The sequence below is a fragment of the Providencia sp. LY12 genome, from assembly GCF_057621555.1.
Window position 1 is genome coordinate 1 of sequence record NZ_CM172594.1, and the last position, 15,430, is coordinate 15,430.

A 15,430-nucleotide genomic window follows, 5' to 3' on the forward strand; every position below is an offset into this window, starting at 1 on the left:
GTGTCACTTTCGCTTTGGCAGCAATGTCTTGCCCGATTGCAGGATGAACTACCTGCCACAGAATTCAGTATGTGGATACGCCCTCTTCAAGCTGAATTAAACGATAATACACTGGCACTGTATGCCCCGAATCGTTTCGTCCTTGATTGGGTGAGAGATAAGTACATCAATAATATCAATGAATTATTGAATGACTTTTGCGGTTCTGATGCCCCTGCTCTACACTTTGAAGTAGGCAATAAACCGATGACCATCGCGCCGGTGAGCCCTCAAGTACGCACGAATAATGAAATGCCTGCGTTCGCCGCACCATCTGCACCCGTAAAGCCAAGTTGGGACAACTCAGCTAAAGTTCAACCAGACGTGTCATACCGTTCAAATGTGAACCCAAAACACACGTTTGATAACTTCGTTGAAGGTAAATCAAACCAACTGGCTCGCGCGGCAGCGAGGCAAGTTGCTGAAAACCCTGGCGGCGCTTATAACCCACTGTTTCTTTATGGTGGAACAGGTTTAGGTAAAACGCACTTATTACACGCCGTGGGTAATAGCATAATGCAGCACAAGGCCAACGCTCGCGTGGTCTATATGCATTCTGAACGATTTGTACAAGATATGGTCAAAGCATTGCAGAATAACGCCATTGAAGAATTCAAGCGCTATTACCGTTCTGTCGATGCCTTGCTGATTGATGATATTCAATTTTTTGCTAACAAAGAGCGTTCACAAGAAGAGTTTTTCCATACATTCAACGCCCTGCTTGAAGGCAATCAACAAATTATTTTGACCTCCGACCGTTATCCTAAAGAGATTAACGGCGTAGAAGATAGATTAAAGTCCCGTTTCGGCTGGGGTTTAACCGTTGCGATTGAACCACCTGAGTTAGAAACCCGTGTGGCTATTTTGATGAAAAAAGCCGATGAAAACGAAATCCAACTGCCCGGTGAAGTGGCATTTTTCATCGCAAAACGCTTACGTTCTAATGTGCGTGAGTTAGAAGGTGCATTAAACCGCGTTATTGCTAACGCGAATTTTACTGGTCGCGCTATCACTATCGACTTTGTTCGAGAAGCGTTACGTGACCTATTAGCACTGCAAGAAAAGCTGGTAACTATTGATAATATTCAGAAAACTGTTGCTGAGTACTATAAAATCAAAGTCGCTGATTTACTTTCTAAACGTCGTTCTCGCTCTGTCGCTCGTCCGCGTCAGATGGCAATGGCACTGGCGAAAGAGCTGACAAACCATAGTTTACCTGAAATCGGGGATGCTTTTGGCGGTCGTGACCACACTACAGTGTTGCACGCTTGTCGTAAAATTGAACAATTACGAGAAGAAAGCCATGACATCAAAGAAGATTTTTCAAATCTAATCAGAACATTATCATCTTAATTGCTATGAAATTTATTATAGAACGCGAGCAGTTATTAAAACCGTTACAACAGGTTAGTGGCCCTTTAGGTGGACGTCCAACGTTGCCTATTTTAGGAAACCTTTTACTTCAGGTAAAAGATGGTGCCCTGCAACTGACGGGGACCGACCTAGAAATGGAGATGATGGCCAATGTTCCGCTCACTCGTGAGCATGAAATTGGTGCCACCACGGTGCCTGCGCGCAAATTTTTTGATATTTGGCGTGGTTTACCGGAAGGTTCTGAAATCCAAGTCGAGCTTAATGATGACCGACTGCTTGTGCGTTCTGGGCGCAGCCGTTTCTCATTATCTACCTTACCTGCTGCTGACTTCCCGAACTTAGATGACTGGCAAAGTGAAGTCGAATTCTCTCTGCCTCAATCCATACTGAAACGTTTAATTGAAGCGACCCAGTTTTCAATGGCGCACCAAGACGTTCGTTATTACCTGAACGGCATGCTGTTTGAAACAGAAGGGCAAATGCTCAGAACTGTCTCCACAGACGGTCACCGCCTTGCAGTTTGCTCAATGGATATTGGTCAAGAGTTGCCATCCCATTCAGTGATAGTCCCACGTAAAGGCGTTATGGAACTGATGCGCCTACTCGATGGCGGCGATGCGTTATTGCAGCTACAAATTGGTAGCAACAATATTCGCGCTCATGTTGGCGACTTTATCTTTACCTCTAAACTCGTTGACGGTCGCTTCCCTGACTACCGCCGCGTTCTGCCAAAGAATCCAGATAAAACCTTAGAAGCCCGCTGTGATTTGCTCAAACAAGCCTTCTCGCGCGCAGCAATTTTATCTAACGAAAAATTCCGTGGCGTACGCTTATTCTTCAGTGAAAACCAATTACGCATCACGGCGAATAACCCTGAGCAGGAAGAAGCAGAAGAGATTGTTGATGTTAATTACCAAGGTGGTGAGATGGAAATTGGCTTTAACGTCAGTTACATCCTCGACGTCTTGAACGCGCTGAAAAGCGAAAATGTCACACTGTTTTTAACGGATGCCGTTTCTAGCGTACAAATTGAAGACTCAGCAAGCCGCTCTGCGGTCTATGTTGTTATGCCAATGCGTTTGTAATCAGTCCGTATGATCCTTTCGCGTTTATTGATCCGCGATTTTCGTAATATAGAAGACGCCGATCTCTCCCTTGCAACTGGGTTCAATTTTTTAATTGGACCTAATGGGAGTGGCAAAACCAGTGTACTGGAAGCAATTTATACACTTGGACATGGACGAGCCTTTCGCAGCATTCAGGCGAATAGAGTTATCCGTCATGACCAAGAACAATTTATTTTACATGGTAAACTGGGACACTCAGACACCGAACGTAAAACATTGTCGCTGGGTTTGAGTAAAAACCGTGAAGGCGACAGCAAAGTCCGAATTGATGGTACCGACGGGCATAAAATTGCGGAACTCGCAAAGTTATTGCCAATGCAGCTCATTACCCCTGAAGGGTTTACCTTGCTGAATGGCGGTCCAAAATATCGACGTGCGTTTATCGATTGGGGATGCTTTCATAATGAAGCCCTCTTTTTTTCAACGTGGTCGGACTTAAAACGTTTGTTAAAGCAGCGGAATGCGGCTTTACGACAAGTGACTCGTTATGAGCAAATTCGCCATTGGGATCAGCAACTCGCCCCAATTTCCGAACAAATTAGCCAATGGCGCGGCGAGTATATTGCAGGTATCGCAGAAAATATTGAGCAAACCTGCAAACAATTTTTACCCGAATTTTCACTCTCAGTCTCTTTCCAGCGTGGTTGGGACAAAGAAATTGATTATTCAGAACAGTTAGAGCGGCAGTTTGAGCGCGATAGAGCGTTAACCTACACCGCATCGGGGCCACATAAAGCTGACCTGCGAATTCGAGCCAATGGCATTCCCGTTGAAGATATGCTCTCTCGCGGTCAACTGAAATTATTAATGTGTGCACTCAGGTTAGCGCAGGGTGAATATTTCACCCAACAGAGCGGGCAACAATGCCTGTATCTACTGGATGATTTTGCTTCAGAACTTGATTCTGGTCGCCGGCAATTATTAGCGGCTCGACTCAAAGCTACGCAAGCACAAGTGTTTGTAAGTGCTATTACACCGGCGCAAGTCAATGATATGATTGATGCCAACAGTAAGATGTTTAGTGTAGAGCAAGGCAAAATAGAAGTTCAACCTCAGGAATAGAAAGAGCAGGAAACGTTGATGTCGAATACATATGACTCCTCAAGTATCAAGGTATTAAAAGGACTGGATGCGGTGCGTAAGCGCCCGGGCATGTATATCGGTGATACCGACGATGGAACAGGTCTTCATCACATGGTCTTCGAGGTTGTGGATAACGCTATCGATGAAGCCTTAGCTGGTTTCTGTGACGATATCGTCATCACTATCCATGCCGATAACTCCGTCTCTGTCCAAGATGATGGACGTGGTATCCCTACGGGCATCCACGAAGAAGAAGGTGTCTCCGCTGCAGAAGTCATCATGACTGTTCTGCACGCTGGCGGTAAATTTGACGACAACTCCTATAAAGTTTCCGGTGGTCTGCACGGTGTAGGTGTTTCGGTTGTTAACGCCTTATCTGAAAAACTTGAATTAGTGATCCGCCGTGATGGTAAAGTCCACGAGCAAGTGTACAAGCACGGGGAGCCACAAGGTCCTCTGACTGTGGTTGGTGAAACTGACCAAACAGGGACTCGCGTACGTTTCTGGCCAAGCATGGATACCTTCAAAGGTGTCACCGAATTCGAATACGACATTCTGGCAAAACGCTTACGTGAACTTTCATTCCTAAACTCAGGAGTTTCCATCCGTTTAATTGATAAACGTGATGGCAAAGAAGACCATTTCCACTATGAAGGTGGGATCAAGGCATTCGTTGAGTACCTGAGCCGTAACAAAACCCCAATTCACCCATCCGTATTCTATTTCTCCACTGAGAAAGACGGCATCGGCGTGGAAGTTTCCATGCAATGGAACGATGGTTTCCAAGAGAATGTTTACTGCTTTACCAACAACATTCCTCAGCGTGATGGCGGTACCCACTTAGCGGGCTTCCGTGCTGCGATGACCCGTACCCTGAACAACTACATGGAAAAAGAAGGCTACCAGAAGAAAAGCAAGGTCAACGCAACAGGTGACGATGCTCGTGAAGGCTTAATTGCCGTTATTTCTGTGAAAGTGCCAGATCCAAAATTCTCCTCTCAGACCAAAGAAAAACTCGTTTCTTCAGAAGTGAAAACCGCTGTAGAAACCATGATGAATGAGAAGCTAGTTGAATATTTATTAGAAAATCCAAACGACGCTAAAATCGTTGTTGGCAAAATTATTGATGCTGCTCGTGCGCGTGAAGCTGCACGTAAAGCGCGTGAAATGACCCGCCGTAAAGGGGCATTAGATTTAGCAGGCTTGCCGGGTAAACTGGCAGACTGCCAAGAACGTGACCCTGCATTATCTGAACTGTACTTAGTGGAAGGGGACTCTGCGGGCGGCTCTGCAAAACAAGGTCGCAACCGTAAGAACCAAGCAATTTTGCCACTGAAAGGTAAAATCCTGAACGTGGAAAAAGCGCGTTTCGATAAAATGCTCTCTTCCCAAGAAGTCGCAACACTGATCACCGCATTAGGCTGTGGTATTGGTCGTGATGAATATAACCCAGATAAACTGCGTTATCACAGCATCATTATCATGACGGATGCCGACGTCGATGGTTCGCACATTCGTACGTTACTGTTGACCTTCTTCTACCGTCAAATGCCAGAAATCGTTGAACGTGGTCACATCTTTATTGCTCAGCCGCCACTGTATAAAGTAAAACGCGGTAAACAAGAGCAATACATTAAAGACGACGAAGCGATGGACGACTATCTGATTTCTATCGCGCTGGATGGCGCTGAGCTGCACTTAAGCGCAGAAGCCCCAGCAATGAAAGGCGAACAACTGGAAAAACTGGTTGTTGAATACAATGCTGCACACCGTATTATCCGCCGTCTTGAGCGCTTATATCCACAAGCGCTGCTGAACAGCTTAGTGTATCAATCCACACTGACTGAAGAAGCACTGAAAGATAGCGCGCAAGTTGAAGAGTGGGCAAAAACCTTAGTGGCACGTTTAGAAGAGAACGAGCAAGCGGGTAGCTCTTACAGCTATATCATTCATGAAAACCGCGAGCGTCAACTATTCGAACCAACTATTCGTATCCGTACCCATGGTGTTGATAGCGACTACAACCTCGATTTCGACTTCGTTCATGGTAGCGAATACCGCCGTATCACCGAATTAGGTGACATCATCGGTGGATTAATCGAAGAAGGCGCTTATATTCAACGTGGTGAACGTCGCCAGAATATCGACAACTTCGAGCAAGCATTAGATTGGTTAAGCCGTGAATCTCGTCGTGGTTTATCCGTACAGCGTTATAAAGGTCTTGGTGAAATGAACCCAGAACAACTTTGGGAAACCACCATGAACCCTGAAACTCGCCGCATGATGCGTGTAACGGTCAAAGATGCCATTGCAACTGACCAGCTGTTCACTACCCTGATGGGGGATGCGGTTGAACCTCGCCGTGCCTTTATCGAAGAGAACGCCTTAAAAGCCGCGAACATCGATATTTAATCGATTTTCCAGAGAAGTTATTAAATAACCCTATACTTCGGTATGGGGTTATTTTTTTATTTAATTTTAATCCTAAACATCTATTTATTATTAATTCCAATTCAAATTTAATTAAATAAAATAACTAATTGAATCTAATTAATAGAATAAAGAATAAAAACAAAGTTTGTCTTATTTTATTTTCCATTTATAGAAAATAAAAATTACCACATTAAGATGAAATAGATTTTACACTTTCTAAAAATCTATAGGTCTATAATGAACAAAATAACTCCTGCTGTATCGCTCAGTTTATTTGCTCTATTTAACACCCAGATTACCTTTGCAAACTCCGAGTATATTGATGCCAGTAACTTCATCATTGATCAGCGAAATCAGCGATTTGACGAACTACAAAACCAAATCATCCCGCCGTACCCAGCCCCGCAGTCTCAAGCGGCACAATGGGATAAAGACGTTAGCCAGCAAGCAACGCAATTAACAGGAAAGCGCAAAAAGAACGCTGAAAAAGATAAACAAAGCACACCAGAATATCTTTTCAATATTTACCGAGAATACGTATTTAATCAAAAGGGATTTAATTATAATGATTTTAAACAAATTAAAGCCTATAACCGTTTAAATAATTTATTCCATTTAGCCACCTTTGCAGATGACCCAATTCAAAACCGAGCTCGCTCAATGGATTTTATTCTCAAAGACTATTATTTACGTGGTCGCCCAAATCAAGTTTTCGATGATAAAGGCGAATATCTCCTAAACTATGTCGATATTACAGGCTCTTCTTACCCAAGCGGACATACTTGGAATGGATTTAAACAAGCGGCTGTATTTGCCACAATTTTTCCAGAAAAAGGAGCTCAATTTTTTGATAGAGCCATCGGCTACGGGGAAAGCCGTGTGATTGTCGGCGCACATTTCCCAACCGATACCATTGCCTCGCGCGCCGCCAATTATTATCTTCTCGCCCATTTACTGAAAGAGGATAAAACCGCCAATGCACTGATTAGCCAAGCCAAAGAAGTACGCCAAGAACTGAACACTCAATGCACCATCAATGAAAAAAAATGCAAACCACCGATAGGCTCACTCCCCTCTTTTAATGAAAACCTAGGTTATTACGCTAAGCAAAGTGAGCAGCCATCTCAGGCACTTCGCGTTGATCAAGTCCCTGCTGACGCCGCCTATTTGCTACGCTCTCGCTTTGCCTATCTTAATAAATCTCAATGGCAGCAAATTATTGCAGGCACCGCCTATCCCACTAACTCTTTAGCGGGCTGGGGAGCTAAACAAAATCAACCCGAAAGCCACTGGGGGCTGATTAACTTACCGAAAGCCTATAAAGGGCCTACGCATTTCGCTGAAGATTGGGTCGTCAATCAACGGGTAACTCAAGACGACGTTGCAAACGTCGGCATTACCGATATTTGGAGTAATAACATCGATGGCAAAGGGCGGTTAATCAAACAAGGGGAAGGCACCTTAACCTTAACGGGTACGAACCGTTTTGCGGGGCTGGAGATACAGCAAGGCCACGTGATTTTAACACAAGAAAACCACTTAACAGGCCCCGTAAATATCAATGGCGGAGGGCTTGAAGTCGGTTACATTCTACATGCGCCAGTTGACGTCACCAATGGCACATTAGCGCTCAGTCACAGCATCAGAAATATGGTGACATTAAACCAAGGAGCCCGATTTATTGCTTCTGGCTCGGTTGATGACTTAGTGGTTAATAGCGGTGCTATCTTAACCCCTGGAGATAATCTTAAAGACCCAACACGGCGTATGACGGTGAATAATACTGCTACCTTCCAACCCGGCAGTGAATTTCATGTGAGTCTTCAGACAACAAGCACACAGGAGTTTGATGCCCTACATGCTGGCGGTACTGTGACTATTAACGGCGGTAAGGTCAAAGTGTTCTTCGCTGAAGAATCACCGCCATTCAATGAACGTATACCAAATGAAGATGAAATTCAGGGGCGATTTCGAACCGAATACAACATTATTCGCGCCCCCAATATCCAAGGGAAATTTGATAGCATCGAACCTAACTACCTGTTTATTGGTACTACACTGAATTATGGTACTGATCCTCGCTCCCCCTCGATGAAACTGGTTACACTCAATGTCGGTCGTAGTGAGCTGGCTTTTGATTCATTTGCAAAAACGCCAAACCAAACCGCCATCGCTCACGTCCTTGAAGATCTTCCATTGAATAACACCCTGTATAAACACTTAATTCTCAGCAAAACCACAGCAGGGGTTTACGACCTTCTTCACACTCTATCCCCACAAATTCATATCGATACCCTAGCTAGCCAATTGAATAACCATCGCCAATATCACGGTACGCTGCTGCAACAAACTCGCGTATCGGAAAACATCGTCAAAGAGCGTGGAGATAACCGTGGCAATGTGTGGGTAAATATTCCCTACCATTGGGACAGAACCCAAAGCGATGGAAATGCTTCCGGCTTTACAAACAGCAATTATGGCGTGTTCTTAGGGGCTGATAAGCATTTCTTCAATGATGACGTTATCTTTGGAATGAGCACCGGTTTTACCAAAAATTCCGTCTCTGGCAGAGTTGGTCATAGCCATAGTAACAACTATTATTTAGCCGCTTACGGTTCCCTGCAATTGGCGCCAATCACCTTACGAGCAGGGCTTGGACACACATGGCACACCATCAAGACCGATAGAACAGTCACTTCATCCATTTATTCCGATCACAATACCGCCGACTACAAAGGCAAAACCAACCACCTGTTTATAGAAGCGGCTTATCCGTGGAAATCGGCATTCATCAACGCCGAACCGTTTGCAAACTTTGCCTTTACCAATGCCGAAAGCCATGGATTTAAAGAAAAAGGGGAAAAAGCCTCGCTGGTGACAGGTCGCCAATCCCTCGATGCCACGACCACAACGCTGGGAATACGTTTAGATAACCAATGGAAAGTGGGTAATACATCCTCAATCGATGTACACGGGGAATTCGGCTGGCGGCATCAATATGACAAGCGGGAGCGTGAAATGGCTTTCCGATTCGCCCACCGAGACCTGCTTGCACCACCGCTTAACTATCGGGGGATTAATGCGCCGAAAAATGGCATGGCTATCAAACTGGGTTCCAGCCTTCAGCTGACAGACAATTTCAAACTGTCCATGGATTACAGCCAATTTACTGCTAAGGGGTATTTAGAAAATAATCTTGATGCCAAATTGTTAGTGTCGTTTTAATCCATCAACACCACAAACATTAACATAATAAAAAATGGCACCGGAGCGTTTAATCACTCTGGTGCCATTCCTATTTTTGCCTGTTAAGAAAAGCGAACTACAGCAGAATTCTCAACATACGGCGCAGAGGCTCCGCAGCCCCCCACAGTAACTGATCACCCACGGTAAAGGCTGAGAGGTACTCAGGACCCATATTCAACTTACGAAGACGCCCTACTGGCGTGCTCAGAGTGCCCGTCACTGCCGCAGGAGTCAGTTCACGCATCGTGATTTCACGGTCATTCGGCACCACTTTCACCCACTCATTATGGGAAGCCAGTAATTGCTCCACTTCGTTCAGTGGCACATCTTTTTTCAGTTTCAGCGTGAACGCTTGGCTATGGCAGCGTAATGCGCCCACACGTACACATAAGCCATCAACCGGAATAATATTGCTGCCGGTTGCCAGAATTTTGTTGGTTTCCGCCTGCCCTTTCCACTCTTCACGGCTTTGACCATTTTCTAACGCTTTATCAATCCACGGGATCAAACTGCCCGCTAGCGGAACACCGAACGCATCCGTAGGCATGGAACCACTGCGCGTAAAGTCTGTGACTTTTTTCTCGATTTCTAAGATAGCCGATGCCGGGTTTTGCAGCTCTTTCGCCACTTGTGCGTGCAAAGAACCCATTTGTGACAACAGCTCACGCATATTGCGTGCACCCGCACCGGATGCTGCTTGATACGTAGCCACGGAAGCCCACTCAACCAAGTCATTCGCAAACAGACCGCCCAACGACATCAGCATTAAACTCACCGTACAGTTACCGCCGACGAAGGTCTTAATGCCTTTATTTAAGCCGTCTTGGATATGCTGATGGTTCACTGGGTCTAAAATAATAATCGCATCGTCTTTCATACGCAGTGCAGACGCGGCATCAATCCAGTAGCCTTTCCAGCCCGCTTCACGTAATTTTGGATACACTTCATTGGTATAATCGCCGCCTTGGCAGCTAATAATAATATCCAGTGCGCTCAGTGCATCGATATCAAATGCATCTTGCAACGTGCTGCGATGACCACCAAAAACAGGCGCCTCAGCCCCATGCTGGGAGGTGGTAAAAAAGACCGGGTGAATAACGTTAAAATCCCCTTCTTCTACCATTCTTTGCATCAATACGGAGCCGACCATTCCGCGCCAGCCAATAAACCCTACATTTTTCATTCTCTTCACCCTGTCTGTTTACATACATCACCCAAAAAATTTCTACCCTCGACTTTCACTTTGCCAATCGAAGCGGGAAATTTTTCGGAAAGATAAAATTCAGAAATCATCAATCAACCGTATTAAACGTGACAAAATATGAACCAGTGTGCAAGTGAATTTCATCACTAATAGCAAGAAGATTAGTAATGACGCTAATAATTAGTAAAAACTTATTGGTTGATAATTTCCATTTTGGAAAATACTATTTTCCAATTAATCCATACATTCCATCATTCAACCCCATTAAGATTAGCGAGTTAATCCTCACAAAGTAGCGTATCTCATGACCAAATATGTCCTTTTCAGTTTCTGGATCGTCCTTATCTATCCTTTGGGCGTTGACCTCCATTTAACCGGTATTCCTTATATTGCCGCCGATTTAAATGCCAATGAAAGCCAGCTCCATGTGGCATTTTCTATCTATTTAGCGGGTATGGCATCCACCATGTTAATTGCCGGATGGTGTGCCGATCATATTGGTCGAAAACCTGTCGTTTTAGTCGGTACGATGGTATTTGCCATCGCCTCTGTGATCGCCGGAAATGCCACCTCCATTGATACCTTCTTAGTGTCGCGATTCTTTCAAGGAATTGGCGCAGGTTTCTGTTATGTCGTGACCTTCGCTATTTTGCGTGATGTGTTGACGCCTCAGCGACGCACCAAAGTGCTCGCTGCAATGAATGGCGTGACCTGCATCGCGCCCGTGTTAGCGCCCGTCATTGGATTTGCCATTTTGCTGATTCACCATTGGTCGGTGATGTTCTACTTTATGGCGGGTTATGCGGTTATCAGTATGCTATTTTGCTTAATCTCAATTAAAGAAACTAAGCCTTCTTCAGCATCACCAACAGCACAATCGAATACCCAGCCTGCCACAGAAGAAAAGCTATTTAGCACCTTCTTTGTCACGCGCTTGATTATTTCCTGCTTCGGCATGGGCGTGATCCTAACTTACGTGAACGTCGCCCCAATTATCTTGATGGAAAACCTCGGTTTCACAACCGGCCAATACTCTACCGCCATGACCTTACTGGCGATGGTGAGTATGGGAACCTCATTCTTGATGCCAAAACTGATTTCGACATTTAATAGCCATACCTTGCTCAACACAGCCCTAAGCCTGTTTCTAGTTAATGGCATCCTGCTCTTCATCTATCTGCTGGCTCTCCCACATTTGGCGCTGCTGTACATCGTCTTCGCCTTCTGCGGTGTTGGTTTCTCAATGCAGTTCGGCATCATTATGAGCCAAGCACTGTCACCATTTGCCCAAAAAGCGGGTATTGCCAGTTCTGTATTGGCCATCTCACAATTAAGCTGCGCCTCAGCGTATATTTGGGTGATGGGTGTGATGGGCGTTCCATCAATCAGTATGTTGTTAATTATCTTGCTTGCGGCGGGAATGATTGGCATGGTGTTGCTAAGAGTGCCCACCACGCAAGTCAACCAACAGGTCGCTACATGTGAATAAGCAACTGCATCGATTAGACTTAAATTTACTGGTTATTCTGCAATATCTGGTGGAAGAGCGCAGTGTTAGCCTCGCAGCTAAACGCCTTGCAATCACCCCATCATCGGTCAGTAAGTCGTTGTCTAAACTGCGCCAATGGTTTGATGACCCCCTATTTATCCGCAGCCCGCAAGGGCTGCTTCCTACCCCACTCATGCTACGCATTGAAAAATCACTGCCTGAGTTTTTAAATCTCTCACACTATATTGCTGAAATTCGTGATACCGAAAAACCACGAGGCATGACTTTCCGCTTAATGATGGAAGCACCGTTAAACTTAATCATGCTCCATGATTTATCCCTGAATATCCTCAATCAATACCCAGAATCCGAGGTCATTGTACGAGATTGGGATTATAACTCGTTGGCAGCACTGATTGCGGGGGATGCCGATATTGGGTTAGTCGGTCGTGAAAGTTTTCATTTATCTAGAGAGTCGATAAGCCAACTACCCGATATTCTAAATTTCGAAGTGTTATTCACCGATAAACCTCTGGCGTTTATCCGCAGTGACCACCCCATTTTGCAAGAAGAATGGACGTTGGCAAATTACTTGAAATATCCCCATATCAGTACCGAATTTGGTAACCGTATTCCGTGGGCGCTCGATGATTTACTGGAAACCATGGGGTTACATCGCCAAATCCATTTATCCTTTTCGACCTTTGAACAATCCCTCTTAATGGCTTCTCGCCCCGACCATAACCTTATTACAAGCTCCCCGGGCTATTGCCAACACTATGTTAATGATTTTAACCTTGATTTAGTCTGCCTTCCTCTTCCTGTTGATGACATTCTCTACCAGCAGCTCGAAATCCCTTTTTTGATGCTGTGGCACAAACGTAATTCCTATAACTCAAAAACCTTATGGTTAAGAGAGCAGATCAAAAACAGTACGCTTGAATTTGTAAAACCTTGAACTTGTGAAACTTTAAGCTTGTAAAAACATAAAAAAACGCCATGGCAAGGAGTATGAATTGCCACGGCGAAAGCAAGGACGTGAAGAAACAGAGAATAACGGAATACTAACCTTGAACGGCTTTGAAACGAGGATTGGTTTTACAAATCACGTAAATACGACCACGACGGCGCACAACTTGGCAGTCAGGATGGCGCTGCTTAGCGGTTTTTAATGAGCTGAGGACTTTCACGGTAACTCCCAATAACAATTTAATGTAAACAAAAAACAATGTAATGTTATAATATAACACTCATGGGATATGACAATAATCGAATTAAAATCATCCCGCAATCATTTTTTGGGAAACTTTTGTATACTTAAGCCATTACTGACTCTCTGTCATTATTTATCAAATAGATACATTTCTATTTAATGAAATAGACCAATTTGAGGAAGATGAAATGTATTACGGCTTTGACATGGGCGGCACCAAAATTGAATTAGCAGTGTTCGACCAAGCGCTCAATCAAGTGTGGCAAAAACGTGTTTCAACCCCCAAAGATGACTATCTCGCGTTGCTCAATGCTTTTCGTGATTTAACGGCTGAAGCCGATGCGCAGTTTAACTGCCAAGGTAAAATTGGCATTGGTGTTCCAGGGATCGTCAATCACGCAGAAGGCGTGGTATTTACGACCAATGTCCCAAGCGCACAATACAAACCTTTCATTCATGACCTAACCAAACTGTTAAATCGCCCAGTTAAAGTTGAAAATGATGCCAACTGCTTTGCCTTATCAGAAGCGTGGGATCCTGAATTCAAGCGTTACCCTAGCGTGTTAGGTTTGATTCTGGGCACTGGTGTTGGTGGCGGTTTCGTCATCAACGGTAAGGTCTTATCAGGGAAAAATGGCATTGCTGGGGAAATCGGACACATGAACATGAGTGTTCGTGCCGCAAAATATCTCGGGGACACCGTACCTGAAATTGTCTGTGGTTGTGGTCAAACAGCCTGTTTTGAAACCTACCTTTCAGGTCCCGGTTTCGAACGTATTTATGCCGCATTTACTGGTGAGAAACGCTCTGCTATCGAGATTATTGAACGTTATCACAACGGTGATATCACTGCGAAACAGCATGTTGAACGCTATATGATGGTGCTGGCGATGTTTATGGGGCAAGTTATCACCGTCTTTGACCCTGACTTAGTGGTGATTGGCGGCGGTCTGTCGCAATTTGATGAAATTTATCGCCTATTACCGGAAATGGTACCTCAATATCTTTATGGTATTGCGAAAATGCCGGCTATCGAAAAAGCCCGTTATGGTGCCTCTGGCGGCGCCCGTGGTGCTGCATTCTTAAACCTCGTCGATTAATTTTCCGCACTTAATGTCCGCGCACTGTTCTTTTCGTGCATGATTCTGTAATCGCATCCCTACTCTTTCGACTTATCGAAAGTAGGGATGACCAATACCTCAAAATCACCAAAATATAATTGAGAATAATTATCATCTTTATTATTTTTAATTAAATTGGCTAATAATCAACAAGTTAAATCTTTTTTCTTTTTCAGATTAACTACAAAAAATTAACCATAGAAATCAGCGAGATAATCTAGAAACTAGACTTAGACTAGTCCTATGTTGTTAACGCGAAAAGAGCTTATGATTAACGTGGTTTTGCTCACTTTTAGATAAATTCGCGATAAAAACACAGTTAAAGGCCATACACGTAACAGACAGATACCCGCTAAAGTCACATTCAGCCACTTAACTAAAGAGAAAAATAAATGAATTTGTTTTTAGAAAATTGCTTGGCTTTCCCGACCATTATCTTTAGCGGTTTACTGATTATTGTCCTGTTTTACTGGCTTTGTGCCGCTTTTGGTCTGTTAGATATTGATTTATTTAATATCGATACCGAATTAGATGCTGACGGCCTCGATCTCACTGGCTTTGCCGGCTGGCTGACAAAACTTGGTTTAGCCGGAATTCCCGTCACCATTATCTTGACGCTATTCACCCTCTTCGGCTGGCTGATTAGTTACTTTGCTGCGCATTTATTCCTACGCTTTATTGATATGACCTTGCTGCGTTACGCCGTTGGAGTCACGTCGCTAGTGATCACCGCCTTTATTTCCCTGCACTTAACCGCCATTTGCCTAAAACCCATCCGTAGCCGACTGGTTAATATTAATAAACCCAAAACGGTTCATCAGCTAATGGGGAAATTGGCAACGGTGCGCTCCGGGACGGTCACAGAACAAAATGGGGAAGCCACCTTAGAAGATGGCGGTGCGGGGCTAATTTTACAGGTTAGAGCACCTAGCTCTGAAAATATTAAACGCGGGGATCGCGTCGTTATCATCAGTTATGACCCTCAATCCCACAGTTACCAAGTTGTCACCGAAAACGAATTCAGGCAGTAAACACAAAAAATAAACTACCTACTTTGCTAATTAATAAAGAATGACGACATCGTCAGAACCCATGGAGAAG

The 15,430-nt window shown here is 44.4% G+C and carries 11 protein-coding genes; 9 read left to right on the top strand and 2 right to left on the bottom strand.

Annotated elements, in window-relative coordinates:
• The 5 genes from dnaA (at position 1) to ACY3ZI_RS00025 (ending at position 9,281) form a co-directional block, all read left to right on the top strand.
• Positions 1–1,392, top strand: a complete 1,392-nt coding sequence (gene dnaA, locus ACY3ZI_RS00005) for a chromosomal replication initiator protein DnaA (RefSeq protein WP_036950671.1) — start codon at positions 1–3, stop codon at positions 1,390–1,392.
• A gap of 5 nt (positions 1,393–1,397) precedes the next feature.
• Complete coding sequence (dnaN, locus tag ACY3ZI_RS00010) at positions 1,398–2,498, top strand: DNA polymerase III subunit beta (RefSeq protein ID WP_211887586.1); 1,101 nt, start codon at positions 1,398–1,400, stop codon at positions 2,496–2,498.
• A 9-nt stretch (positions 2,499–2,507) separates the two neighbouring features.
• Entirely contained in the window at positions 2,508–3,602 is a 1,095-nt protein-coding gene (recF, locus tag ACY3ZI_RS00015; RefSeq protein WP_036950667.1) for a DNA replication/repair protein RecF, read from the top strand.
• Between the two features lie 18 nt (positions 3,603–3,620).
• The gene (gene gyrB, locus ACY3ZI_RS00020; protein ID WP_036950665.1) at positions 3,621–6,035 is read left to right on the top strand and encodes a DNA topoisomerase (ATP-hydrolyzing) subunit B; all 2,415 of its coding nucleotides are present in this window, start codon (positions 3,621–3,623) and stop codon (positions 6,033–6,035) included.
• Between the two features lie 258 nt (positions 6,036–6,293).
• The gene (locus ACY3ZI_RS00025) at positions 6,294–9,281 is read left to right on the top strand and encodes an autotransporter domain-containing protein (protein ID WP_487375765.1); all 2,988 of its coding nucleotides are present in this window, start codon (positions 6,294–6,296) and stop codon (positions 9,279–9,281) included.
• A 97-nt stretch (positions 9,282–9,378) separates the two neighbouring features.
• On the opposite strand, the gene asd is transcribed toward ACY3ZI_RS00025, so the two are convergent.
• Positions 9,379–10,485 carry an aspartate-semialdehyde dehydrogenase gene (asd, locus tag ACY3ZI_RS00030; RefSeq protein ID WP_036950661.1) on the bottom strand — a complete coding sequence of 369 codons (1,107 nt, stop codon included), beginning with the start codon at positions 10,483–10,485 and terminating at the stop codon, positions 9,379–9,381.
• Between the two features lie 325 nt (positions 10,486–10,810).
• On the opposite strand from asd, the gene ACY3ZI_RS00035 reads away from it, so the two are divergent.
• The gene (locus ACY3ZI_RS00035) at positions 10,811–11,995 is read left to right on the top strand and encodes an MdtL family multidrug efflux MFS transporter (RefSeq protein WP_487375766.1); all 1,185 of its coding nucleotides are present in this window, start codon (positions 10,811–10,813) and stop codon (positions 11,993–11,995) included.
• Complete coding sequence (yidZ, locus tag ACY3ZI_RS00040; protein ID WP_487375767.1) at positions 11,988–12,953, top strand: HTH-type transcriptional regulator YidZ; 966 nt, start codon at positions 11,988–11,990, stop codon at positions 12,951–12,953. The genes ACY3ZI_RS00035 and yidZ overlap by 8 nt, the downstream gene beginning before the upstream one ends.
• 106 nt (positions 12,954–13,059) lie before the next feature.
• Here the strand turns inward: yidZ and ykgO are convergent, their stop codons facing one another.
• Positions 13,060–13,185, bottom strand: a complete 126-nt coding sequence (gene ykgO, locus ACY3ZI_RS00045; RefSeq protein ID WP_006660624.1) for a type B 50S ribosomal protein L36 — start codon at positions 13,183–13,185, stop codon at positions 13,060–13,062.
• Positions 13,186–13,396: 211 nt separating this feature from the next.
• Here ykgO and nagK point away from each other — a divergent pair, with 211 nt between their 5' ends.
• Together nagK and ACY3ZI_RS00055 are read left to right on the top strand one after the other, a co-directional pair.
• Complete coding sequence (gene nagK / locus ACY3ZI_RS00050; protein WP_487375768.1) at positions 13,397–14,308, top strand: N-acetylglucosamine kinase; 912 nt, start codon at positions 13,397–13,399, stop codon at positions 14,306–14,308.
• A 413-nt stretch (positions 14,309–14,721) separates the two neighbouring features.
• The gene (locus ACY3ZI_RS00055) at positions 14,722–15,360 is read left to right on the top strand and encodes an OB-fold-containig protein (RefSeq protein ID WP_211887582.1); all 639 of its coding nucleotides are present in this window, start codon (positions 14,722–14,724) and stop codon (positions 15,358–15,360) included.
• Positions 15,361–15,430: the final 70 nt, after the last annotated feature.